This is a genomic window from Halobacillus andaensis, from assembly GCF_014636475.1.
In the GTDB taxonomy this organism is placed as follows: Bacteria; Bacillota; Bacilli; order Bacillales; family Halobacillaceae; genus Halobacillus_A; species Halobacillus_A andaensis.
Window position 1 is genome coordinate 309,207 of sequence record NZ_BMEL01000002.1, and the last position, 25,959, is coordinate 335,165.

General features: G+C 41.2%; 17 protein-coding genes. 11 read left to right on the forward strand and 6 right to left on the reverse strand.

Annotated features, from left to right (window positions below):
* Positions 1–16 precede the first annotated feature (16 nt).
* A complete protein-coding gene (locus tag IEV27_RS09005; protein ID WP_229735202.1) occupies positions 17–1,927 on the forward strand; it encodes a glycoside hydrolase family 13 protein in 1,911 nt (636 codons plus the stop codon).
* A 36-nt stretch (positions 1,928–1,963) separates the two neighbouring features.
* On the opposite strand, the gene iadA is transcribed toward IEV27_RS09005, so the two are convergent.
* The gene (iadA, locus tag IEV27_RS09010) at positions 1,964–3,139 is read right to left on the reverse strand and encodes a beta-aspartyl-peptidase (protein WP_188377134.1); all 1,176 of its coding nucleotides are present in this window, start codon (positions 3,137–3,139) and stop codon (positions 1,964–1,966) included.
* 19 nt (positions 3,140–3,158) lie between these two features.
* Positions 3,159–4,649, reverse strand: coding sequence for a putative basic amino acid antiporter YfcC (gene yfcC / locus IEV27_RS09015; protein ID WP_188377135.1), 1,491 nt, complete (start codon positions 4,647–4,649; stop codon positions 3,159–3,161).
* Between the two features lie 148 nt (positions 4,650–4,797).
* Here yfcC and IEV27_RS09020 point away from each other — a divergent pair, with 148 nt between their 5' ends.
* Complete coding sequence (locus IEV27_RS09020) at positions 4,798–6,807, forward strand: sigma 54-interacting transcriptional regulator (protein WP_188377136.1); 2,010 nt, start codon at positions 4,798–4,800, stop codon at positions 6,805–6,807.
* Positions 6,808–6,973: 166 nt separating this feature from the next.
* Here the strand turns inward: IEV27_RS09020 and IEV27_RS09025 are convergent, their stop codons facing one another.
* On the reverse strand, positions 6,974–8,239 hold the full coding sequence (locus tag IEV27_RS09025) for an NAD(P)/FAD-dependent oxidoreductase (protein WP_188377137.1): 1,266 nt from the start codon (positions 8,237–8,239) through the stop codon (positions 6,974–6,976).
* Between the two features lie 191 nt (positions 8,240–8,430).
* On the opposite strand from IEV27_RS09025, the gene rpoN reads away from it, so the two are divergent.
* From rpoN to IEV27_RS09040, 3 genes are read left to right on the forward strand one after another with little or no spacing between them, the layout of a single operon-like run.
* On the forward strand, positions 8,431–9,690 hold the full coding sequence (gene rpoN, locus IEV27_RS09030; RefSeq protein ID WP_188377138.1) for an RNA polymerase factor sigma-54: 1,260 nt from the start codon (positions 8,431–8,433) through the stop codon (positions 9,688–9,690).
* A 35-nt stretch (positions 9,691–9,725) separates the two neighbouring features.
* Positions 9,726–10,625: a formyltetrahydrofolate deformylase gene (gene purU, locus IEV27_RS09035; protein ID WP_188377139.1), complete on the forward strand. Its 900-nt coding sequence runs from the start codon at positions 9,726–9,728 to the stop codon at positions 10,623–10,625.
* Between the two features lie 22 nt (positions 10,626–10,647).
* Positions 10,648–11,523: an EamA family transporter gene (locus IEV27_RS09040; RefSeq protein ID WP_245345377.1), complete on the forward strand. Its 876-nt coding sequence runs from the start codon at positions 10,648–10,650 to the stop codon at positions 11,521–11,523.
* Between the two features lie 432 nt (positions 11,524–11,955).
* On the opposite strand, the gene IEV27_RS20080 is transcribed toward IEV27_RS09040, so the two are convergent.
* A complete protein-coding gene (locus tag IEV27_RS20080; RefSeq protein WP_188377570.1) occupies positions 11,956–12,093 on the reverse strand; it encodes an aldehyde dehydrogenase family protein in 138 nt (45 codons plus the stop codon).
* A 446-nt stretch (positions 12,094–12,539) separates the two neighbouring features.
* Between IEV27_RS20080 and cudC the strand changes: the two genes are divergently transcribed.
* Positions 12,540–13,100: a choline uptake/conversion transcriptional regulator CudC gene (cudC, locus tag IEV27_RS09050; RefSeq protein ID WP_188377140.1), complete on the forward strand. Its 561-nt coding sequence runs from the start codon at positions 12,540–12,542 to the stop codon at positions 13,098–13,100.
* Between the two features lie 104 nt (positions 13,101–13,204).
* Positions 13,205–14,845 (forward strand): high affinity choline transporter 1, encoded by a 1,641-nt coding sequence (locus tag IEV27_RS09055; RefSeq protein ID WP_373868085.1) that lies wholly within the window; start codon positions 13,205–13,207, stop codon positions 14,843–14,845.
* A 21-nt stretch (positions 14,846–14,866) separates the two neighbouring features.
* On the opposite strand, the gene IEV27_RS09060 is transcribed toward IEV27_RS09055, so the two are convergent.
* Positions 14,867–15,949 (reverse strand): DmpA family aminopeptidase, encoded by a 1,083-nt coding sequence (locus IEV27_RS09060; RefSeq protein ID WP_188377141.1) that lies wholly within the window; start codon positions 15,947–15,949, stop codon positions 14,867–14,869.
* Between the two features lie 375 nt (positions 15,950–16,324).
* On the opposite strand from IEV27_RS09060, the gene gltB reads away from it, so the two are divergent.
* The 4 genes from gltB to IEV27_RS09080 all read left to right on the forward strand — a co-directional run bounded on the left by gltB (position 16,325) and on the right by IEV27_RS09080 (position 24,636).
* Positions 16,325–20,902, forward strand: coding sequence for a glutamate synthase large subunit (gltB, locus tag IEV27_RS09065; protein WP_188377142.1), 4,578 nt, complete (start codon positions 16,325–16,327; stop codon positions 20,900–20,902).
* A 21-nt stretch (positions 20,903–20,923) separates the two neighbouring features.
* Positions 20,924–22,411, forward strand: a complete 1,488-nt coding sequence (locus IEV27_RS09070; RefSeq protein ID WP_188377143.1) for a glutamate synthase subunit beta — start codon at positions 20,924–20,926, stop codon at positions 22,409–22,411.
* Between the two features lie 420 nt (positions 22,412–22,831).
* Positions 22,832–22,990 carry a hypothetical protein gene (locus tag IEV27_RS09075; RefSeq protein ID WP_188377144.1) on the forward strand — a complete coding sequence of 53 codons (159 nt, stop codon included), beginning with the start codon at positions 22,832–22,834 and terminating at the stop codon, positions 22,988–22,990.
* Positions 22,991–23,286: 296 nt separating this feature from the next.
* On the forward strand, positions 23,287–24,636 hold the full coding sequence (locus IEV27_RS09080; RefSeq protein ID WP_188377145.1) for a dipeptidase: 1,350 nt from the start codon (positions 23,287–23,289) through the stop codon (positions 24,634–24,636).
* A 274-nt stretch (positions 24,637–24,910) separates the two neighbouring features.
* Here IEV27_RS09080 and IEV27_RS09085 read toward each other — a convergent pair whose 3' ends face one another.
* Positions 24,911–25,924 carry an LLM class flavin-dependent oxidoreductase gene (locus tag IEV27_RS09085; protein ID WP_188377146.1) on the reverse strand — a complete coding sequence of 338 codons (1,014 nt, stop codon included), beginning with the start codon at positions 25,922–25,924 and terminating at the stop codon, positions 24,911–24,913.
* Positions 25,925–25,959: the final 35 nt, after the last annotated feature.

The following is a 25,959-nucleotide window of genomic DNA, read 5'->3' on the forward strand; positions in this document are numbered from 1 at the left end:
ACTTCTTGTGAGACAAATGGATATCTGTCATAACAGTTTCGATACAAATTATAGAGAGCCTTTTGGGGCTGTAGCACGGGGCTCTAACGTTACACTAACGATCGACGTTCACAGCCGACTCGATGTGTCACGCGTTGTTCTTCATTACATCTTAGATAAATCGGATCAAGAGCACACGAAGGTGATGGATTTATATAGTGAGGAACATCAGTACAATTCTTTTGAAGGGGTTGTAGAGATGCCGGAGGAGCCTCAGCTTGTCTGGTATTACTTTGAAATTATTACAACAGACACAACATATTACTATGGAAGAGTTAACATTGAAGAGAGCGGAGAGGGGGTTATTTACGAGCAAGTTCCCCCCTCCTGGCAAATTACAGTATATGATGAGCGTTATGATACACCAAAATGGTGGAAACATGCGACGATGTATCAAATCTTTCCAGATCGTTTCTACCGGGAGGACGAACCCGACTTAAAGAAAGCGCCGAAATCGAGTTTGATGCACACTCACTGGGAGAATGATCCTTACTATATCAGGGACGAAGACGGTGGTGTAGTCCGGTGGGATTTCTTTGGGGGAAACCTGGAAGGAATCACAAAGAAGCTGGATTATATTCAATCTCTTGGAGTCACGGTTATCTATTTGAATCCGATTTTTGAAGCGGAAAGTAATCACCGCTATGATACGGGTGATTATCATAAAATTGATCCTCTTTTAGGTACAAAAGAAGATTTTGAATATTTGATTAAGGAAGCGAAGGATCGTGGGATTGAAATCATGCTTGATGGAGTATTCAGTCACACGGGAAGTAATAGTAAATATTTTAACCAAAGAGATGAATATGACACCCTTGGAGCCTATCAATCTAAGGAATCACCGTATTATTCGTGGTATCAGTTTCATAATTACCCAGATGAATATGAGGCGTGGTGGGGAGTAGGAACGCTGCCAACCTTGAATAAAGAAGATAAAAGCTATCAGAATTTCTTGATCCATGATAAGGACAGTGTGATTAAAACGTGGCAGAAGTCAGGTTTAAACCATTGGCGCCTGGATGTAGCTGATGAACTGACGGATGATCTCATTAAGCAAATCTATCAGCAATTAAAAAAAGAAGATCCATCGAGTGTGTTACTAGGAGAAGTGTGGGAAGATGCTTCAAATAAGTCAGCTTACGGCAAGAGGAGAGACTACTTTTTAGGCGGAGTTCTTGATTCAGTGATGAATTATCCTCTGCGAGACCTTATGCTTCATTTTATGAAAGGTGAAGTAGACGCTTATTACGTTAACCGCCGTTTAATGACCTTAAGTGAACATTATCCGAAGCCATACTTTTATGCCTTAATGAATATGTTATCAAGTCATGATGTGGAGAGAATTAAAACGATGCTTGATGAATTCTTGCCGGAAGATATAGATGCAGCAAAAAGGGCAGGAATTGTTCAAGCGCAAGTCAAAGCTCTTAGTTTGTGGCTTTACGCTTTCCCGGGAGTGCCTTCTCTTTATTATGGAGATGAGGCAGGTCTGACAGGTGGAGAAGATCCTGACAACCGTAAGCCTTACCCTTGGGGTGCAGAAGAAGATGAACTTATGACATGGTATAAAAATATCGGCTCATGGCGTAAAGAACATAAAGCATTACGTACAGGCAGTTGGGTGCCTCATGCATTGCACGAGGATATATTTGCCTTTGAACGCTGGACCGCTAATGGAGTTGATTATTTCGGAGATGAAGCAAACGCCGAGCATATCATTTTTCTCATGAATCGTAACATTGAAGAAGAAGTGGAAGTTAGCATTCCAGCCCGTAAAGGGAAGTGGCAGCATCTAGATAATAAACGGAGAATTTTTCAAACAAAAAATGATCAGCTGACATTAAAAGTTCAGCCTTCTGAATGTTTTCTTTTACGTCATATGCATTAATAAAAGGTCAGCGCCCGTTAAGGGAGCTGACCTTTCTTATGATTCAAACGTACCTTTTACGATGGGATGACCTTCCTGCACCATGATTTGCCCGTTGGCGATGACGGTATCAATCGCTAACGTATCAGGATCCAGGAGTGCCAGGTCGGCATCTTTTCCTTCTCCTACTACGCCTTTATCCGTTAACCCAAGAACATGGGCGGGGTTAGAGGTGATCACCTGTAAGGCTTGTTCTAGAGGGACACGTTGTACCTTTACCGTTTCCACAAATGCTTCATAAAGAGAACGGACACGCCCTACTTTTAATCCAATTAGTTCTCCTTTTTCATTAAAATCAGGTAAACTACCTTGAGCATCTGATGTAAATGTCATTTGCTCAATAGGAACGCCAGCATCAAGCATTTCTTTAACGGCTAGACTGCTTTTCACTTCCCCATCTTCTAAAAACTTTGGAATCGTACTCGTCGTAAAATCAACGTATCCACCATTCTTCGCGTAATGAATTCCAGCTTCAAATAGTAGCCGATTGCGGTTGATGTGAGTCGGATAAAACTGGCTGATTGGAAGATCAGATTGTTCCACCACTTTTTCGATAAGGGAGAGGTGGTCGGGACTGTCTCCTAAATGGATATTCACCACACCTTTTTTACCTGAAAGCATGCCGCCGATTCTCGCTTGAGAAGCAAGTCGAGCGAGTTCATCAACTGTTGGCTGAGAGGAGCGGTGATCGGCAATAGCGATCTCACCTGCTCCAATGATGAGGTCGATGAGCATAAGGTCGTCTTCGATCTTTCCGGTCAATGTCCGAACAGGAATCTGATAGGAACCTGTGTGTGCATAGCAGGATATTCCTTCTTCCCTTAAAGCTTTCGCTTTCGCTACTAAATTCGTCATGGTGCGAGTAGTGCCATCCGTTCCGATGACTCCAACGACTGTAGTGACTCCACTTGTCGTAGCGTCCGTTAAGGAGAGTTCTGGGGTGCGAGTTTTAAAGCTTCCTTCTCCACCTCCACCCGTGATGTGCACATGACCGTCAATAAATCCTGGAGTTAAGATTTTATCAGTGCCATCAATGATATTAATCCATTCATACTGAGCAGGCAGGTCGATCTGGTCACTAATTTTAGCAATTCGTTGATCTGTTAAGAGAACATCCTTCACTCCAAGGTAATGAGGACTGTAAACGGTGGTGTTCTTTATCAAAGTGAGCATGAATGATGCCTCCTTCTGTTTAGTTGAAATTAATAAGTACGGCTGTTATGACAAATAAGGAAGCTAATCCGAACAAAATCAGCTGAAATTTAATAATAAATTTAAACCATAGGCCCCAGTCCAATCGGGCAGCACCCAGCGTTCCCATTAAAGCTGCGGACGTAGGAATAATGATATTTGTTAATCCATCACCTAATTGGAAAGCAAGTACGGCGACTTGTCGACTAACACCAGCGATATCAGCAAGTGGTGCCATTAATGGCATGGTGAGTGCAGCTTGTCCAGAACCGGAAACAACAAAGAAATTAAAAATAGATTGGAACAAGAACATAAACCATGCGGAGACCATTTCAGGGACCCCTGAAAACAGTTGACCAGCAGAATTTAAAATGGTGTTTAAGACGGAGGCAGTGGTCGGATCATCACCGCCTAAGATAATGACAATTCCTTTCGCCATTCCCACGACTAGCGCAGCAGGCAGTAAATCCTTAGCCCCTTGAGCAAATCCTTCAGCAATATCATTCACCCGCATATTATTTAATTTAAATATAACCCCGATGATCCCGGCTGCTAAACCAATCGTGAAAAATTGGCTGGCAATTTCGGGAATATAATAAGCATTTTCAATAACGCCCCAAATGATCCATGAAACACCAGCTAAAACAGTGAGTATGACAAGCATATGGCCTGTTTTAAAATTTACTTTTATATCTTTTTGTTCAAAATCGTCTCGGAAATATTGATCAGATTTATAAGCTAATGAACGCGTTGGGTCTTTTCGTACACGAGATGCGTACCTCCAAGTGTAGAATGTTCCGACGGCTGTAAACACAAGCCACATGATAATTCGGAATGGAGAACCGGACAATACAGGTACATCCGATACTCCTTGAGCGATGGCGACACCAAATGGGTTCATCCATGAAGTAGCGAAACCAATTTGTGTAGCAACGTACGTAATCATAATTCCTGTAATGGCGTCATAGCCTAACGCGATGACGAGAGGAACAAGAATCATGGCAAAAGCAATGGCTTCTTCTCCCATCCCAAAGACCGCGCCACCTAAAGAAAATAAAAAGAACATAATAGGGATGATTAATACTTCTTTTCCTTTTGTGCGGTCAATAACAGAAAGAATGCCTTCTTCGATGGCTCTGGTTTTCATTATAATACCAAAGGCTCCTCCGATAATGATAATAAAGGCAACAACCCCAACAGCGGACCCCCATTTATCTCCGCTTACTAAGCCTTCAAACACATAGTTTAAGAGACCGGCTCCGCCTCCGCCTTCAAATAAACTCGTTCCACTGCTTCCCCCTTCTTCCAGACTAAAACTATCGGGAACTAGAACAGTGCGAGTTTCCTCCGTTCCGGAATTATCGTACGACACGTCTTCCGTTTCAAACACTCCAGCTGGCACAATATACGTAAGCAATGCAGCAAACAACACGACGAAAAATATAATGACATACGTATGTGGCATCTGAAATTTCTTTTTCTCCTTGTTCATTCCTTCTCCTCCTCTAGTCATATCCTTCACTATATAACATGCAAAAACCATGCCAAGTATATTTTCTGAAAATTTCAAGTCTTTATGCGTTTACGTTATTTAATGGGTTCTAATTGGGTGTTATAATTAAAACCAAAGAGGTGCTAATATGCATAACAGCTTAACATTAATTGCAGGAACGCTGGAGACTAAACATACACTTCATCAACAATTAGAAGAGATTCTGGGGGAATTCATCGATATTGAAAGCTTTGCTGTGGATGAATTTTTGCCCAACAACATTCATAATGACTTGATTATTTATTCATCGAAGCTTGTTGAAGAGGAAGCGGGCGAGGCTGTGGATGCGAAATGTCCGACGATTACGGCTCAAAGAACCGTTAATTATCAGCACATCGACCGCCTTTTTGAGCTTCCTTATCGTACAACCGTTTTATGTGTGAATGATACTCCTGAAATGACGAAAGAGACCATTCATACACTAGAGAAGATAGGAATGAATCACCTGCGTTATGTTTCGTCTCAATCGAGTGAAAATCGAAAAAACATTCGTACAGCGGTCACTCCGGGCGAGGTATCATTCATTCCTCGCAATATAGAAAAAGTAGTCGATATCGGAGTAAGGTTAATTGATATCACCACCTTGTTCGAAGTACTCGATCACTTTAAATTACAAAAAAGACTCGGAAGTATTATTTCTAGCAGGTACACAAGTAAAATTATAGAATTAAGTAAAAAAATATCGGAAATGCATCAAAAAACGCAAACATTAAATGAGCATCTAAAGCAAGTAGTAGATGGTGTGAATGATGGGATTATGGCAGTAGACCTTGGTGGTAAAGTGACTGTTTTTAATCCGTTTATGGAAGAGTATACGGGTATATCTTCCTCCCAGGCGTTAGGGAAAACACTTCCTCAACTATTTAAGCAGCCAGACCTCTTGCAGTTCTTATCACAGCCTCAAAAAGAAGGACGCTACTTTACAATGAATACCTATAACGTGATGGTTTACAGGTTCCAATGGGAAGATAGCGATAGTGTCATTATGATTTTTAAAAACACGGATGAAACGATTACGATGGAAAGAGCGGCTCGTCAACAGCTAACAAAAACCGGTTACATTGCGAAATACCACTTTCAGGACATCATTGGGGAAAGTATGCAATTAAAAGAAACAAAGCGGATTGCTAAAAAGCTTGCTGCTTCTGAATTACCAGTTCTCATACAAGGGGAGAGCGGGACAGGTAAAGAATTATTCGCGAGTGCGATTCACAATCATTCCAGTTTAAAGCTTGAGCCCTTTTTAGCAGTGAACTGCAGCGCACTTCCGGAAGATTTGCTGGAAAGTGAATTATTCGGATACGAAGAAGGCGCCTTTACAGGTGCTAAAAGAGGTGGAAAGAAAGGTTTGTTTGAACAGGCAAATGGAGGCACAATTTTTCTTGATGAAATCGGTGATATTAGTTTAAAACTGCAGGCAAGGCTGCTTAGGGTTATTCAAGAGATGGAAATTCGTAAAATCGGAGGAAATAAAAATATCCCTATTGATGTTCGTGTCATTGCGGCTACGAATAAAGACCTCTTGCATTTAATTGAGGAAGGAAAATTTAGAGAAGACTTATACCATCGCCTTAAAGTTCTTTTTTTACATGTGCCGTCATTAAGAAAGAGAAAAGAAGATATTCCTACGCTCGTTCACCAATTTCTTATTGAAAATGGAGAGCGTCAACAAGTAGTGAACCTTCGTCTAATGAAAGTGCTCAAAGACTATCAATGGCCTGGAAATATTCGAGAACTTAAGAACACGATTGCTTACTTAATGACCGTAAGGGAGGGAAGAGAAATAACAGAAGCTGATCTGCCGAGCCAAACGTTTTTTCAAACTACCGATAGCCAGTTTCAACCCTCTCAGCCAAGCGTACTTGATCAACGGAAATTTACTAGTGTACTTACCATCCTTTTAAAGCTGAATGAAGGTTATGAAAGTGCGAGTCGTCAAAAAATAAGCGAGTACAGTCGAGCGACCGACTATCCTTTATCTGTTCAGCAGGTAAGGAAGGTGTTGAAAGAGTTAGAATCACATGGCTATGTACATGTGAAGCGGGGGAGAGGGGGCACTGAAATTACTGAATCAGGCAAGGAGTTTTTACAGCAATAACAAAGTCAGCTCTGCTTAAAGAAGAGCTGACTTTGTTTGATTATCTAAAGTCTCTGTTGGCTTCTGATATACGGCATACCGCTGTGTAAAGAACGGTCGCACTTATAGATAGCAATGTCACCAACCAAAAGAAATTTTTCATACGGTAATCTCCTCCTTGCAAGATTTAAAAGAATTTCACTTTCCCTTTTTTAAGAACAAGCTTAGGTCCGCCCACTAAATATAAATAGCGGTCATCGATAACGTTTTTCATAGCTTTGGCTTTCATACCGTAAAGCTTTTTATCATCAAAAATGGTACCCATCGCATCGCTTCCTCCAAGAGAAGCCACGGTTCCTTTATAATCAAACGAGAAGTCTTGTAAAGCTTCTTTACGTAAAAGAGCTTTAATATTTGTGGCGCAAGTCTCTGCTTCTTGAATCGCGCTTTGTGCATTGGCAGGGAAGGGACGGTCGTTTTCTTTATCCATTACCCAAGAGCAGTCACCAATGATGAAAATATTGTCATGATTAGGTACCCGCAAGTCGTTATTTACGGTCACTTTGCCTTTTATAATGTCAAAGCCTGATTGGCTGACAACAGGATTTGCTTGTACGCCGCCCGTCCATACAACGGTGCCGGCATTAACTTTCTCGTGGTCATCTCCAATGATAAAGCCATCCTCTGTACATTCTTGGATCTTCGCGCCGATCCTAAATTCAATGCCTCGCTCTTCTAATGAATTTTGGGCGTATTCCACTAAATCATCGTCAAAACCTGGCAATATAGTAGGGGCTGCTTCTACATTAATAATACGAACCTTCTTACGATCAATATTGTACTCTTTACATAGTTCAGGCACACGTTTTGCCAGTTCTCCGACAAATTCAATACCTGTAAAACCAGCTCCGCCTACTAAGATGTTAAAAGCATCTTCACTCGTTTCAGCCCCGCTGCTGTAACGAGCAAATTGAAATTCAATGTGGTCACGAATGTGCCGGCTGCTATCGATATTCTCAATTTTCAGTGCATGTTCTTTAATGCCAGGTATGCCAAAGGTTGCTGTTTCAAAACCTAGAGCAATGACCAAATAATCATAGCTGAGTTCTCCGTTCTCTAGAATCACGCGCTGCTCATCTTTCTTAATCTCCACAACTGCATCAAAGTGCAGCTGTACTCGCTTCGTATTGATGACATCACTAATCATTACTCTCGAACTGTTTGGCGTTGCGGTTCCTGCAGCCACCTCATGCAGCCACGTCGTTAAATAATGATAATTGTGCTTGTTCACTAACGTGATATCAGCCTCATCAGGTCTGAGCTGCTGAGAAAGCCTTTTGGTTGTCATCATCCCTGCATAGCCTGCACCTAGGACGAGAATCTTTGGTTTATTACTCACTTGTTGACATCCACCTTTCCTTAGAACTTTTCTATTTATACTTACACGAGGCATCTGTGTTGGAAATTTTCATATGTCCTCATTATAACAAGGTAGGCGTACAATGTTGTCATCATATCTATTATGAAGAAACTTGTTTTCTTCTACTGAGTCGGGATGTTCCTTGCAAAAAGATGGGATCATCCTTGAAAAATACGGTCATATCAAGGAAAATAAAAATAACTCTTATGTGGAGGAGGGAAGAAGTGAAGCTTGGCTTACATCAAAAGCAAACCACTCAGTTGAAAATGACTAAGGAGCTTCGTCAAGCTATATCTTTGCTCCAATATTCTCATCAAGACATGATTGAATTTATAAAAGAACAAGCTATGGAGAATCCTCTCTTAGAGCTCGAGGGGCAAGGGGGTGGCTCCGACCCACAAGAGTTTACGGTTGAAGATTATCCAGAAGCTTCAAAGGATTGGAGACAATCCTTGCTGGAACAGGCAAAAATGTTGTCGTTAACCTCCTCAGACTACAGTCATCTCAGTGAGTTGATTGAATCCTTGGATGATCAAGGCTTTTTACCATATAGCGATGAACAGCTGGCTGATCGTTTTCACTTAAAAATGAGTAAAATTGAGCCATTACGCCATCAGTTGAAAAAACTAGAACCAAATGGTGTAGGCTGCTATGATTTTAAAGAGTTTTTACTTTTTCAGGTACAAGAGAGTGACCATAACGATGAGGTTACAAAAAAGATTATTCAACATCATCTGCCGGAAGTAGCGGCTGGTTATCTACAAGAGCTCGCCGATAAATTAGCTGTTTCGGTTGAGGACGTTCAATCCTCTATCCAGTACGTAAAGACGCTTCAGCCGCGGCCGTTGCTGCCTTTATCTTCGAGTGAATCTTATATCGTTCCTGACTTTACTTTGGAATACAACGATGGTTCGTACACCGTATCTTTAAATAGGCAAGGCGAACCGAGTGTATATATTACTTCGTACAATCAAAAAGTAGATAAAGAAGGGGAAGAATTTTTAAAGCAATGCTTTCAACGAGCGACTTGGCTAATACGCAGCATAGAAAAACGTAAACTGACGATGCTGAAAGTTGCCCAAGCTATTATTGATAAGCAAACCGAATACTTAGATGCAAAGGAGAAGGGGCCCTTTACTCCTTTAACATTAAAAAAGGTAGCCGAAGAAGTAGAGATGCATGAATCTACGGTCAGTCGTACAGTGGCTGATAAATACGTAAAAAGTTCTTATGGCCTTTTTCGGTTAGATCAATTTTTTACCTCAAGTCTTGAGACAAATGGAGGGGACACGGTATCCTCTCAGTATGTGAAAGAGCTTATTGAGCAGCAGATTACTCAAGAAAATAAACGCAAACCGTTATCAGACCAACGGCTAGCCGATGACTTGAGAAGTGGATATAAAATTGAGGTATCTCGCCGTACGGTGGCTAAATACCGTGAAGAATTAAAGATCCCTTCTTCACCAAAAAGAAAATTAACATAAGCCCTTCGAGGGCACATGAGAAAAGGAGAACCACCATGAAATCTTATCCTAAAGAACAAATCCAAGCTTATAAAGAAAAAAATAAACAGACAGGGCGTTTACTTATTAAGTGTCCGGATCAACCGGGTATTGTCTCTTCTGTCACACAGTTTTTGCATAAGAATGAGGCAAATATTATCGAATCTAACCAATATACAACTGATCCGCAGGATGGAAAGTTTTTTATGAGAATTGAATTTGAATCTTCCAAACTTCCTGAAGCAGAGGAAGAATTAAGAAATGACTTTGGATCCATCGCTGATACGTTCGATATGGAATGGTCACTAAAAGGGGCCTATGATGTTAAGAAAACAGCTATTTTTGTTTCCAAAGAGCTGCACTGCTTACGTGAACTACTGCTTGAATGGCAAAGCGGTGATTTAATTGCCGATATTAAAATGGTCGTTAGTAACCATGAAGATTGTAAAGAGTTAGTAGAATCGTTTGGGTTACCATTCTTTCATATTCCATCTAATAAAGATATTCGCAAGCAGGTGGAGGAGAAGCAGCTTAAATTACTAAAGGATTACGACATTGATTTGATTGTGCTCGCACGCTATATGCAGATTCTTACGCCTGATTTTGTTGCAGCGCATCCTTTTAAAATAATTAATATTCATCATTCATTTTTACCTGCGTTTATCGGGGCAAACCCTCACAAAAGAGCTTACGATCGTGGAGTAAAGCTTATCGGGGCCACGTCTCATTATGTAACGAATGATTTAGATGAAGGACCTATTATTGAACAAGATATCGTTCGTGTAGATCATAGAGATAGTGTGAATGACCTTAAGAAAATGGGGCGTTCGGTTGAGAGAATTGTACTGGCTCGCGGAGTGAAGTGGGATTTAGAGGATCGATTAATTGTTCATGAAAATAAAACGATTGTTTTTTAAATGAAGTAGGCGGGGTGGTTGTTTGATAAAGAATATTCCTTTCTTCATGGTTTTATCAGCTGCTGTTTTATGGGGGACAACAGGAACTGCGCAGACTTTTCTGCAGAATAGCCACCCTATATCGGTAGGCGCTATGAGATTAGCTGTAGGAGGTGCATTTTTAACTTTAACAGCTGCCGCCTTAAAAAAATTTTCATTTAAAAAATTATCCTTGAGAGATGTGCTGTTGGCAGCTATTTGTATGGCTTGTTATCAGCCATTTTTCTTTTCTGCGGTCAGTATGACAGGAGTAGCTATAGGAACCGTAGTTGGCATAGGAAGCGCACCGATTATGGCGGGAGCTATAGACTGGGCTGTGAGAAAACGAAGAAAGTCGATACGCTGGTGGGTAGCAACTGCCCTTTCCGTTATGGGGTGTATGATGTTATTCATGAATAGTGAAGATGTAGTTATTGATCCTCTGGGCACTTTGTTTGCCCTGGGAGCAGGACTGTCGTTTGCCGGCTACACATTACTTAGCGAAAAACTGGTGAAATCTGATTCCTCGATTTCTGTAGCGGCCATTGTTTTTCTATCTAGTGCGATTATGCTTTCTCCTTTATTGTTCATTTTTGACAGCAGTTGGATTTTTAATGAGAATGGAATCATCGTAAGTCTTCATCTAGGCGTATTGGCAACGGGGGTTGCTTACCTCTTATTTTCTAGAGGGCTAGTTCAAGTACAAGGGTCAACAGCCGTAACCCTTTCTTTAGCAGAACCTTTAACAGCAGCGGTTTTAGGTGTCTTTTTAGTAGGTGAAGAGTTTTCATTTTTATCGTGGGTGGGGATTGCCCTGATTTTAGGAGGATTAACCGTGTTATCAGTGCCTCAAAAAACGATAAGTTCAAAAGCTGCATAATTTCCCGGGAAATATCGACAAGTTTTAATTACTATTATATGAAATGTTCAAAATGCCCCGAGCTGATCGTTCGGGGCATTTGTTTTATATAAAAAGGGGGAGGCTTTTTACATCAGATTATAAAGTTTTAGAAGGTTGATTGAAGCAGCGCTTAAACATCCACTTGTAGTCTTCAATCTTGTTGCCACGAGGGTTACAGATTGTTTGCGGATCACCCGTAGCTGTGTCTGCCAAGCGACCAATAGCTTTTTTATCTGTTGGTACACCTTGGTCTGCAAGGTTTGGTGCTTCCGCAATCTCAACAAGCTAATACATCCAAAACTTCTCTATTGTTAGATCAGGGTCAATTACTTCTTCTTGAATGATTCTCATATCACAAGTAAATCCCTTAAAGAATGTTGGTAATAGAAAAATCCCTCTTAAAGCTCAGAGCTAAGGTGCGTTCGGACGTGAATTGTATGCTCCTTCTTTTTGGCCAATTTCTACATAATTTACTACTTTGTCACAATGCTCGGCAGAAATAAGTGGACCGCTTTGTGTATCTCCATCAAACCGATTTCCAAGCTCGATGGGGCTTGCTTAACTAGTTCATCTGAAAATTCAGAGGTATTGGTCTGATCACCTTAACCGAACACGTTGCGGGCAGATTGGATGGCGTTATTAGTATCTCGCTATCCTTTTTAGCTGCTTCTGCCGTGATTTCTTAATTTAATCGGATTATTAATACTGCGGGTGGTTGTGGTGTGCCATTCTGTTGCTGGTTCAAATGTTTACCTCTTTTTACGATCACATTATTAAGAAATTAATTAACGTTTTTAACAAAATTTACGATATCAGCTAAAAAAAATATTGTCAAAGCTAAAAAAAAATAAATTCACGTTAAGCCTATGTCGTTATAGGCTTTAGAGCGGTTTTAATTTTTTTAGATTTTTGACATACTGAGATTATTCGTTAAGATAAGTTTGTAAAGAAAAAATTTAACGAAATTAATAAGATTGGTTTGGAGGAGGTCGTAAATGTCGAACCAACATGAAGACCAGGCGAGAGCTTCAATAGAAAGAGCCAAGTCTTTGGTCATTGATTCAATTGCTGAAACCATGGATTTATACGGGGTCACTCGTAGTGCAGGGAACCTTTATGGAACCATGTATTTTGAAAAAGATATGACGCTGGATGAAATGCGTGAAAAGCTCGGAATGAGTAAACCAAGCATGAGTACTGGAGTTAAGAAATTGCAGGACTATGATATAGTGAAGCAAACCTTTCGAAAAGGTACTCGAAGACAAACCTTCGTGGCAGAGAAGGACTTCTTTCAGTTTTTTGCCAACTTTTTTTCAAAGAAATGGTTAAGGGAAGCAAAAATTAATTTAGATGCCATTCAAAAAGCACAGAGAGAGTTACATGATCTTATCGAAGATCCTGATGTAGAAGAGAACTTGCGGGAAGAAGCAGTTATAACCTACAGGCAAATGGAAGCGTCTAAGTCGTACTATCATTGGCTGCAGAAGATGGTAGCCTCTATTGAAAGTGGAGAAATTTTTGAGATTATCCCTATAGAAGACGAAGAAAAAAATTAAATACGCCTCTCCCAAAATAACCAATGGTTATTTTAAGGGAGACGTCCGCCTTCTATAAATTACAGAATATTCAGAAAACAACAGGAAAAATAGGAGTGAAGTCGATGACAGAACAGTCAAATCAAAGTCAGTCATTCTTTAAAAAGAATGCAACAGCATTGATACTAGGAACAGTAGTCGCATTGTTTATGATTTATATCTTTATTACGAATGAAAACATACATTATGGTGGCTTCATTGCAATGATTGTTTTCTACGCTCTCGTTTATTATATTGGAGCCTTCTACGCTACAAAAAAATCCAATTCCCTCTCAGATATGATGGTTGCCAAGCGCAGCATCCCCCTTGGTGTCGCAATGTTCACGATGGCCGCTACTTGGGTAGGCGGAGGTTATGTGAATGGAACCGCAGAATTTACTTACAGCGACGGACTTGTGTGGGCTCAAGCCCCTTGGGGTTACGCCCTCAGTTTAATAATTGGCGGGATTTTCTATGCCAGAAAAATGCGCCGTTATGAATTTATGACCATTCTTGATCCCCTGCATCAACGTTTTGGTAAACGCATGGCTGGGATTTTATATATCCCTGCTTTATTAGGAGAAATGTTTTGGAGTGCCGCTATTCTAACCGCTTTAGGGACCACTTTTGGCACTATATTAAATATTGATTTTACTACATCTATTATTTTATCAGGTATTATTGCCATTGCTTATACCGTAGCAGGAGGAATGTGGGCTGTTGCCTATACAGATGTGTTCCAAATGGCTGTCCTTTTAATAGGTCTCATTCTAGTTATTCCATTTACACTTGGACACGTAGGCGGATTAGAATCAGCGTGGGGTAACTACTCAGTAGAAATGGGGTCTTATGCTAATTTATTTCCACCGTTGGACGGCTGGAATCATCCAGACTGGGGCGATTATTACTGGAACTGGATTGATTATGCATTGCTCTTAATATTTGGTGGTATCGCATGGCAAGTATACTTCCAGCGTGTCCTTTCTGCTAAAAATGAGAAAACGGCTATGTGGCTATCCATTACAGCTGGTATCATTTGTATTATCGCAGCGATTCCAGCTGTCATTATCGGTGTTGTAGGATATAACATTGACTGGGCAGGAATGGGTCTGCCAAGTCCTGAAAATGCTTCCGTGGTTTTACCGCATGTTTTACGCTACTTAACACCTGAGATTGTATCAGCGATTGGACTTGGAGCTTTAGCTGCAGCTGTTATGTCCTCTATGGACTCATCAATCCTGTCAGCATCTTCTATGGCTTCATGGAATATCTATCGTCCATTGATTAATCCTAAAGCAAGTCAGGACAAGCTGAAAAAAGTCATTAAACGTACGATTATCATCGTAGGTGTAGGTGCGATGATTATTGCACTGAATGTACAAAGTGTCTATACTTTATGGTATTTAGCTTCCGATTTAGTTTATACTATTTTATTTCCACAGCTTACAATGGCCCTGTTTTATAAAAATGCTAACTTATATGGGTCCATTGCAGGATTTGCAGTTGCTTTATTCCTTCGCTTAGGCGGCGGAGAGCCTGCATTAGGTCTTCCGGCTTTTCTGCCGTATCCGATGATCGATCCAGAAGGTATTGTTCTGTTTCCATTTAGGACATTAGCTTGTATTGCCGCCTTTGTATTTATTTTCATCGTATCCGAACTGACAAAAAACAAATGTAAGCCTAAATCTTTAATTCTTCCATCAGAAAAAGAAGAGGCTTCAAACTAAAATAAAAGATGCCAGCTCTCTTTAAGGGCTGGCATCTTTTTGCGTATTAAGCTGTATGTTGTACTTCTTCATTAGATAGGATAGAGTTGGTCGTTCGTTTTGGTTTCTTCCTATTATATGGTCGGCGGTAATCAGAGAATTTAAGATGGCTTCTTCAACGGATTCTCCGATGGCTCTAAATGCTGCATCCATTTCTTCCTCGTGTAGATAGGCGAGGCGCAATAAGTCAGCGGGTTTTTCATGAGGTATAGTTGTCGCGGTAGAGAATCCAATTACGATATCTCCGCTTCCATTTAAAATCATACTCCCTGTTCTAGACAGACCGATCACACTTCTCTTGAGGATTCGCTTTAACTGGCGGTCTGAAACAGGTAAATCTGTAGCTGCCACTAACATAATGGAGCCTTTATCTGCTTCCTCCTCTTGTTGCAGGAAATGGTTTAACTTTTGACCAATAGGATTCCCGTTGATGGTTAGGTCTTGTAAGTGGCCAAAGTTCGTCACGACGTAAACCCCTATTGTATAGGTTCCATGAGGTAATTGAATAAGTCGAGAGGATGAGCCAACCCCTCCTTTAAGAGAGTAACAAAGCATACCAGTACCCGCTCCGACTGATCCCTCCTTAAACGACGATGATGCATTTTCAATAGCTGCTAAAATATGTTCTTTCCTAACGGCTTGCTTGCGAATATCGTTTAAAACCATGTCATTACATTCCCCAATAATAGGATTTACTGTTCCAGTAGATCGTCCGATGTCTGCATTTGCTCTTAGCGTATAGTCGATCACTGCATCGGCTGCTGCGCCCACACTAAGTGTGTTTGTAAGAATAATGGGAGTTTCGATGGTTCCTAGCTCCTCTAATTGTATAGACCCCATGGTTTTTCCAAATCCATTAATTACATGGCAGGATCCAATTACTTTTTCCTTAAATAGGTTCCTTCGGTGAGGAAGAATCGCACTGACACCAGTTTGTATATCGCCCTCACTTAACGTGGTTTGCCCTACAGTTACTCCATTTACATCGGTAATTAAGTTCTGGGTTCCAGTCTGCATTTGACCAATTTTAATTTTATAGTCTCTCAATCGAACGGTACGTTCCATTATGTAAATTGCCTCCTTTTCTTCATTCTTGCATAACAGTGTAAGGTTATACAAAAAAAGGTGAATACCGTGCATAAAATGGAAAATTAAAGAAGAATATTGTGAGAAAATCTTTCAATCTAAATTTTTTTCAAGAAAAAATGGTTACGCTTACATTATAATTGCACTTTCAGAAAACTCCATTCATTGCAAGGATTTACCGCCTATTTTAAATTATTTCAATTATCTGAAAACAAATCGTAAATCCCTACAATACCGCTGTTTAAGCGTGAAAAGTGCTTTTCTTCATGCTATACTGTTATCAAACTGAAAAAAACAGAATTTTGTCACTTTTGCTTGCAGACTTCAAGAATGAGTAGATGAGGGGGAACCACTATGCAAAAAAATGGATATCCAATTCCTCAAGGATTGTATCATCCTGAGAATGAACATGAAGCTTGTGGAATCGGAATGCTCGCTAATATTAATGGAACAAAATCACATAGCATTGTTGAAAATGCCATTACGATCCTTTGTAACCTCGAGCACCGTGGGGGCCAGGCAGCAGATGTTAGTACTGGAGACGGGGCAGGGATCCTAACTCAAATCCCACATTACTTTTTCGAGAAACAATGTGAAAAAGAAGACATCGAATTACCTCCAGAAGGTAAATATGGTGTAGCAATGGTTTTCTTGCCAGAGGACCACGAAACTCGTATGCATTGTAAGGAAGTTTTTGAAAGAATTGTAGCCGAAGAAGGGCAGAACTTTCTAGGATGGCGTACAGTTCCCATTAATGATTCCTTCGTTGGGAACGATGCAAAGAAAACGAAACCGTTCATTCGTCAGGCTTTTATTGCGCCGGCTCAAGGGATCAATGATCGAATGGAGCTTGAGCGCCGTTTATATATCATTCGTAAACGTGCAGAAATCGAAATAGCAAAAATGGAAGGCTATGATGACTTCTACATCAGCAGTTTGTCATCAAGCACGATCGTTTATAAAGGAATGCTTATACCGGAACAGCTGGACTCTTTTTATATCGACTTGAATCACCCAGACTTTAAAACAGCACTGGCGTTAGTGCACTCCCGATTTAGTACAAACACATTTCCAAGCTGGAAACGATCGCACCCAAATAGATTTACCATACACAACGGAGAATTCAATACACTTAGAGGTAATGTGAACTGGATGAGAGCAAGGCAAGAACTTTGCGAATCTGAATATTTCAGTGATGAAGACTTACAAAAGCTCTTACCTGTTATCGATTCCAACGGTAGTGACTCCTCTATGTTTGACAACGCTTTTGAATTCCTCTACTTATCCGGTCGTTCTCTAGCACACACAGCCATGATGATGGTGCCGGAACCTTGGGCAAATGATGCTTCCATCCATCCGAAGAAGAAAGACTTTTATGAATATCATAGCTGCCTAATGGAACCATGGGATGGTCCTGCTGCACTAGCTTACACAGATGGGAAGCAGATTGGCGCATGCCTTGACCGTAATGGACTGCGTCCTGCGCGATATTATGTTACGAAAGACGGCATGATTGTGCTTGGTTCAGAAGTGGGGGCTTTGGACATCTTTGCTGATGACATTTTATACAAAGATCGTCTGCACCCAGGGAAAATGCTCTTAGTGGACTTGGAAAAGGGAGAAATTATTCCGGATGAGGACATTAAGCTTGAGATTGCGAATCAAGAGCCTTATGGAAAATGGCTTGAAGAATATAAGATGGATCTTGAGGATTTACCAACACCTGCTAATCAACAGGAGAAGTCTGCAGAAAACCTGATTGATCATCAGCTGGCATTTGGCTATACAACAGAGGAATTGAACAAGATCTTGAAGCCGCTTGTATCAGACGGCAAAGATCCAGTTGGGTCAATGGGGTATGATTCTCCACTAGCTGTTCTATCTAAGAAGCCGCAGCTGCTGTACAGTTACTTTAAACAGCTCTTTGCACAGGTGACGAACCCGCCAATTGACGCGATTCGTGAAAAAATCATTACAATGGTGGAAACGACAATTGGAGCAGAAGGAAACCTGGTTGATCCTCAGCCGAATAGCTGTAGAAAAATTCGACTGAAAAGTCCTGTATTACGCGACGATCAATTAGAAGCATTAAGACAGCAAAACTTAGAAGGCTTTCAGTCCCAGACACTATCGATCTTGTTTGAAGCGAAAGAAAATTCAATGGAACAGGCTTTGGAAGATCTATTTGCTAAAGCAGATGAAGAAGTGAATAAAGGCACCACTTTGTTGATTCTTTCTGACCGTGGAGTGAATAAGCAGAATGCTGCAATCCCAGCCTTACTTGCAGTGTCTGGTTTGCACCACCATTTAATTCGTCAAGGCACGAGAACAAAAGTCAGTATCCTTCTAGAGTCTGGCGAACCACGCGAGGTTCACCATTTTGCAACATTGCTCGGTTACGGTGCAGAAGGAATTAACCCGTATTTAGCTTTCGAATCTCTTCAAGACCTTATTGATAAGGAAGACCTTGACGTTGACTCCTTAGATGTTGCGGTTAACCGATTTGTAAACGCCGTTACCGATGGTGTTATCAAAGTCCTTTCGAAAATGGGAATTTCAACGATTCAAAGTTATCGTGGGGCACAAATTTTCGAAGCTGTAGGTATTCATCCAGAAGTGATTGATCGTTACTTTACTAGAACGGCGTCACGATTAGGCGGCATAAAACTGGATATGATTGAAAAAGAAGTTCTTATGAGACATGAAAATGCTTATGGAGATGAACGTAAGAGCGAGAAAACACTAGATGCCGGCGACGACTATCAGTATCGAGCAAATGGTGAAGATCATCAGTATAATCCAAAAACCATTCATACACTTCAGCACGCTTGCCGGACAAATGATTATAACTTATTCCAGTCGTATTCTAAGATGCTGACGGATGAAACAAATAACTTGCAGTCCTTACGCGGCCTCATCTCATTTAAGAAACGGCACTCGATTCCAATTGATGAAGTAGAGTCTGTTGAAGACATCTGCCAAAGATTCAAGACAGGAGCTATGTCCTACGGTTCGATCAGTCAAGAGGCTCATGAGGCGCTTGCTGTAGCTATGAACCGTGTTGGCGGACGCAGTAACACTGGGGAAGGCGGGGAAGACCCTGACCGTTTTACTCCAGACGAAAATGGAGACTCCAGACGCAGCTCTATAAAACAGGTAGCATCTGGACGCTTTGGCGTAACAAGTCATTATCTTGTCAATGCTGATGAGATTCAGATTAAGATTGCACAAGGGGCGAAACCAGGAGAAGGTGGACACCTTCCTGGTAAGAAAGTCTATCCATGGATTGCGGAGGTGCGTGGATCGACAACCGGTGTTGAGCTTATTTCGCCACCACCACACCACGATATTTATTCAATCGAGGATTTGGCTGAGTTAATTCATAACTTGAAAAATGCCAACCCACGTGCTCGAGTTAGTGTGAAACTTGTATCGGCCGTAGGTGTAGGGACAATTGCTGCTGGTGTAGCTAAAGGTCGTGCAGACCTGGTGCTTATTAGTGGGTACGATGGCGGTACAGGTGCAGCACCTAGAACGAGTTTGAAGCACACAGGTCTTCCGTGGGAAATCGGCCTTGCTGAAACTCATCAGACTCTGCTGTTAAACCGACTGCGTGACCGTATTGTTGTCGAAACGGATGGGAAGATGATGACAGGTAGAGACGTTGTTGTCGCTACGTTATTAGGTGCAGAAGAATACGGATTCTCTACAGCTCCTTTAGTAGTATTAGGGTGTGTGATGATGCGTGTTTGTCATTTGAATACTTGTCCTGTGGGTATTGCTACTCAAGATCCTGAGCTTAGGAAGAAATATGCCGGTGATCCAGAACATGTAGCAAACTTTATGCGTTTTGTTGCTCAAGAGGCTAGAGAAATCATGGCTGAATTAGGTTTCAGAACAATCAATGAAATGATTGGCCGTACAGATGTACTGCAGACGAATGAAGACATTGACCATTGGAAAGCAAAAGGGGTCGACTTGTCTGCACTACTTTACAAGCCTGAGGTAGCAGAAGGTGTAGGACGTTATGCTACGAAGAAACAAGATCACGGCTTAGAGAAAACAATCGATAATGAAGAACTTCTGCCAATGTGTAAGAAGGCCCTTGAAAAAGGTGAAAAGGTTACAGGCACAGGTTCTATTCGAAACATTCACCGTGTTACGGGCACGATACTCGGAAGCGAGGTTACTCGCCGTTACGGAGAGAAAGGATTAGATGAAGATACAATCAGCCTTACCTTTAAAGGTTCAGCCGGTCAGAGCTTTGGTGCGTTTATCCCGAAAGGAATGACACTTCGATTAATCGGAGACGCCAATGACTATGTTGGAAAAGGACTTTCAGGTGGTAAGATCATCGTTCATCCATCCCGTAAATCTACGTTTATTCCTGAAGAAAACACCATCGTAGGTAACGTTTCATTCTACGGTGCTTCTGATGGTAGAGCTTATGTGAACGGACTAGCAGGCGAACGCTTCTGTGTACGTAATAGTGGGGCAGAAGTAGTTGTTGAAGGTGTAGGTGACCACGGATGTGAATACATGACAGGTGGTAAAGTAGTAGTCCTGGGAGAAACAGGACGTAACTTTGCAGCTGGTATGTCTGGTGGAGTCGCTTATATCTTAGATGAAGCGAATACCTTCGATCAAAAGATCAATAAAGAACTTGTTCATGTTGACGCGTTAGAAGAGGATAGAGAAATTACAGAGCTTTATGAAATGATTCAACAGCATGTTGAATATACAAAGAGTCCTAAAGCTCAGCGTATTTTAAATGAATGGGAAGAGATGCTTCCTAAATTTAAACGAGTCATCCCTGAAACGTACTTGACAATGCAACAACGTATTAAAGTGCTTAGAGAGAGCGGTTTAGATAAATTTGATGCTGAAATGACAGCCTTTGAAGAAGGCACAAAAGAACCAGTTAAAGCCTAATTATCAACAGGAGGGGATCAAATGGGAAAGCCAACAGGTTTTATGGAATACGATCGGCAATCACAAAAAGAACGTGATCCTGCCGAGCGTACTAAAGATTGGGATGACTATACTCTTCCGTTGACTGATGAAGAAGCTCAATTACAAGGGGCGCGCTGCATGGACTGCGGCGTTCCTACTTGTCAATCAGGGATGGAAATCAACGGATCAACTACTGGTTGTCCTGTATATCATTTAATTCCAGAATGGAACGACTTAGTCTATCGCGGTCAGTGGAAAGAAGCATTGAAAAAAGAACATGAGATGAACAACTTCCCTGAATTTACAGGGTTCGCATGTCCTGCACCATGTGAGGGAGCATGTGTGTTAGGAATTAACGAGCCTCCTGTCGCTATCCGTACAGTGGAACGCTCGATCATTGAAAAAGGCTTCGAAAATGGCTGGGTTAAACCAGAACCACCGAAGTCTCGCACAGGCAAAAAAGTAGCTGTAGTAGGCTCTGGTCCTGCAGGTTTAGCAACAGCAGCTCAATTAAACAAAGCTGGTCACTGGGTAACTGTATATGAACGGAATGACCGAGTAGGTGGTTTGCTTACGTATGGTATTCCAGAAATGAAATTACCTTATTCAGTGGTCGAACGTAGAGTGAATATCCTTGAACAGGAAGGAATTAAATTCATTACAAACACTGAAGTAGGACGTCACTATCCTGTCTCAAGACTTCGTGAAGAATACGATGCGGTTATCTTATGTGGAGGGGCAACTGTTCACCGTAACATAGAAGCGGATGGCAGAAGCTTAAAAGGGATTCACTATGCGATGGATTTCCTTCATTCCAACACAAAAAGTCTTCTTGATTCAGGTCATGAAGATGGGAATTATATCTCTGCTGAAGGGCGTGACGTCATCGTAATTGGTGGTGGAGATACAGGGACGGACTGTTTGGCTACATCTGTTCGTCATAACTGTAAGAGCCTGACCCAGTTTGATATTTATGATAAAAAAGGCGCTGATCGTGATGACTTAACGAATCCGTGGCCTCAATATCCTATTGTTCACCGCGTAGAATACGGTCATAACGAAGCAGATGCTAACCTGGGCCGCGACCCTCGTGCCTATGCAGTTATGACAAAACGCTTTGTTGGAGATGAAGAAGGACGTGTCAAAGAAGTTCATACGGTAAACGTTGAATTGATTTTCGATGAAAAAGGAAATCGTTCACGCCGTGAGATTCCAGGCACTGAAAAAGTTTGGAAAGCGGATCTTGTCTTACTAGCTATTGGTTTTAGCGGTCCAGAGCAAGATCTTATCGAAAAGCTTGGAGTAGAAACAACTGAACGATCAAACGTAGATGCTGAATATGGAAAGTATGAAACAAACGTAGAGGGCGTTTTTGCTGCCGGAGATATGCGCAGAGGTCAGAGCTTGATCGTATGGGCTATCAACGAAGGTAGAGAAGCCGCGCGAGAATGTGACCGATATTTAATGGGGTCCACTGTACTTCCATAAACCAAAAACCAGTCCGGTGAGGGCTGGTTTTTTAGTGGGCTGGTAAAAAGTATATGAGTAAAATGAATGAATTTGTATAATTTCCGTTTCAATAGCTGATAAATAAGGTATGTAAACTGTAAACAATAAAGAAAGGGTGTTGTCTTGTGCTTAGAACGATTCTAATGATTATTGGTGCGATTGTAGTAATTGGATTTATCCTATCACTGCTATAATAAATATAATAATATTTGAAACTCATTGCCTTTAAGGACAATGAGTTTTTTTATTTTAAGTTAAGATATAACGAGTGTATATTAGAGGAAATGATAGGATTTAAAAGAATATAAAATTTATATTTACTTTATTAGATTTTTTGGTATTATATAGAGGGATTTGTTAATTTATCAAAGATTTTATCGAGAAAGGGGCGTGTAGCCAATGCTAACATCTCTCTATATGTTGTCGTTAACTGTATTACTTACGTTTTTAGTTATGGCAGCGGTGGAAAATATTCAATCAGCTCGCAAAAAGAGAAAGAAACTAGCTCAACCCACTAGCCAAGCTACCCCTGTCCTAGAAGTAAATCAGCATGGCTGATTCCATATAGAATAGGTTAGAAAAGCTCTTTAGCATTGTCTAAAGAGCTTTTTTATTGTCTAGGAAATGATAAAATTCCAAGCTCCAGCGCCCAGATACTCGCGTCATAAGCAATCCGCCCTGCGGAAGGGAAAGTCACCTTCCTCCGGCCGTTTTGCTTATGCGTTTCGTGTCTACCAGGGTGCTTGCGCCTTTGTTCTATAATCGCTGGTATGTCATGGATACACCATAGATGAATCACATCCATTTTAAAAACTTGTTATACTTAAAGAAACTAAGGAGCAGGAGGCGTACACATGAAGGAGAAAGTTGATTTACATAAAGAGCAGTTTTTGAATGAATTGAAGGAATTCCTTAGCATTCCAAGCATATCAGCTTTATCTGAGTATAAGAGTGAGGTCAATAAAGGTGCCGAGTGGCTGGGCGAGGCGCTTAAAAGTGCTGGAATGGAGCACGTAGAGATCATCGAAACAAAAGGTCATCCTATTGTTTATGCTGATTGGACGCACGCGGTTGGAAAACCTACTGTACTTATTTATGGACATTATGATGTACAGCCTGCCGATCCCCTGGAGCTGTGGGAGACTCCCCCTTTTGAACCTGTTATTAAGGATGATAAAATTTTCGCGCGTGGGGCAACCGATGACAAAGGCCAACTCTACATTCATATTAAAGCGGTAGAGCTTTTATTAAAAGAGAAAGGCAGCCTTCCAGTAAACGTAAAATTCTGCATTGAGGGAGAAGAAGAGGTAGCTAGTCCAAACCTCGATCCATTTATTCATGAGCATGAAGAGAAGCTAGCAGCCGATGCTGTACTTATTTCAGATACTTCTTTTATTGAAAAGGGGCAGCCGGCGATTTGTACATCGTTAAGAGGAGCTCTAGCACTAGAATTGGAATTGGAAACGGCTAATACAGATTTACATTCCGGCTCTTATGGAGGAGGGGTACCCAACGCTGTCCATTGCTTAGTTAAGCTCCTCGATTCCCTTCATGATGAAAAAGGGCGAATTGCAGTTGAGGGTTTTTATGAAGGTGTACCAGAGGTGACGGAAGAACTCCGAAAAGAAGTATCCGAAATACCATTTGATGAAGAAGCAACGAAGGCGGAATTAGGCTTAGATAGCTTTTATGGGGAAGAAGGATTTAGTTTTAAAGAGCGAACCGGAATTCGTCCTACTCTAGAAATCAATGGAATACAAGGTGGTTTTCAAGGCGAAGGTATTAAAACGATTGTACCTAGTCAAGCCCATGCGAAAATAAGCTGTCGACTTGTCGGAGAACAGAACCCTCAAGACGTTTATAATCGTATAGAGCAGCACGTACAAAACTATAAACCAGCAGGCTCCAAAGTGACATTAAATCAACTGATCAAAGCTAAGCCTGTGTCATTGGATTCTAGAGATCTTATGATTCAAAAAGCTGCTGAAGCCTATGAGCGTGTATACAAGGTCCGTCCTCTATTTCCTAAAGAAGGAGGATCAATTCCTATTGTAGAAGTGTTCTCGCGGGTCTTAGCGGCCCCTGTGGTTCTCATGGGGTTCGGATTATCTTCAGAGAATTTACATGCTCCAAATGAGCATTTTCATATTGAGAACTTTACGAAAGGGATAGAAACGGTTTGTGAATTTCTTCAGGATTTTTAAAAGAGAGCCGCTATTGGCTCTCTTTTTCTGCACATTGATTACATAGGAGATGTTGATTTTTATCTATCACTCCGTCTAAAAAACCATCTTTACAGTATACGGCTTTACCGCAATTCGCACAGGTGCCAACAAGCTCGATCATTAGTTCCCTCCTTAAGTTAATGAGTACGAGGTACAGCAGCGTTCATTTTTAAGTCTATTTCATTTATATCTAATTTCCCTTTATTTATATGTTAAACCCATACAAAAAACCAGCCGTAATGACTGGCTGGTTTTAGTTCTTCATACAATCGGCTACAATTTCATAGGAACGCACTCGGGCTTCATGATTGTAAATTTGAGAAATAATCATCATTTCGTCCGCTTGAGTACGATCTAAAAATTGTTGTAGTTCACGTTTTACTTTTTCTGGTCCTCCTATAATAGAAGCGCCTAATTGCTGTTGAAGGGCATGTTTTTCATGTTCCATCCAAATATCATCCATGTTCTCTACAGGTGGCTGCAGTAACATATTCGTATTACGTACTAAGTTTAAAAATTGCTGGTATAGAGAGGTGGCAAGACGTTCAGCTTCCTCATCAGTATCTGCGGCAATAACATTGACTCCTACCATGACGTGAGGCTCAGAAAGAGTGTCTGAAGGTTCAAAATGTCTTCTGTATAGATCTAGAGCTCCCATGGTATTATTTGGTGAGAAATGACTGGCAAATGAAAAGGGTAAGCCAAGCTGTCCGGCTAATTGTGCACTAAAACCGCTGGATCCTAACAACCAGATGGGAATAGTAAGACCTTCCCCAGGTATAGCATGTACGCTTCTGATACCAGTAGACAGGCTAGGGTTAAAGTAACCTCGAAGTTCTTCGAGCATAGCTGGGAAGTTTTCTGCATTACTATCTAAGTGCCGTCTAAGGGCGTGAGCTGTCGTCTGGTCTGTTCCTGGAGCGCGGCCAAGGCCTAAGTCGATTCGACCTGGGAAAAGCGTCTCAAGGGTTCCAAATTGCTCTGCAATAACTAAGGGAGCATGATTTGGCAGCATAATTCCGCCTGAGCCGACTCTTATAGTAGAGGTGTGGTGAGCTACGTGACTTATGGCCACCGATGTGGCAGAGCTTGCGATAAAAGGCATATTATGATGTTCAGCCAGCCAATAACGCGTAAATCCCCATTCTTCTACATGCTGAGCAAGGTCCACCGTATTTTTAAAAGATTGAGCGGGGCTGCCTCCCTCTATAACAGGCGCTAAATCAAGCACAGAATAGTTTATATCATGTAACTGCTTGTTAGACATTTAATCATCTTCCTTTATTAATGGGTTTTTATTCG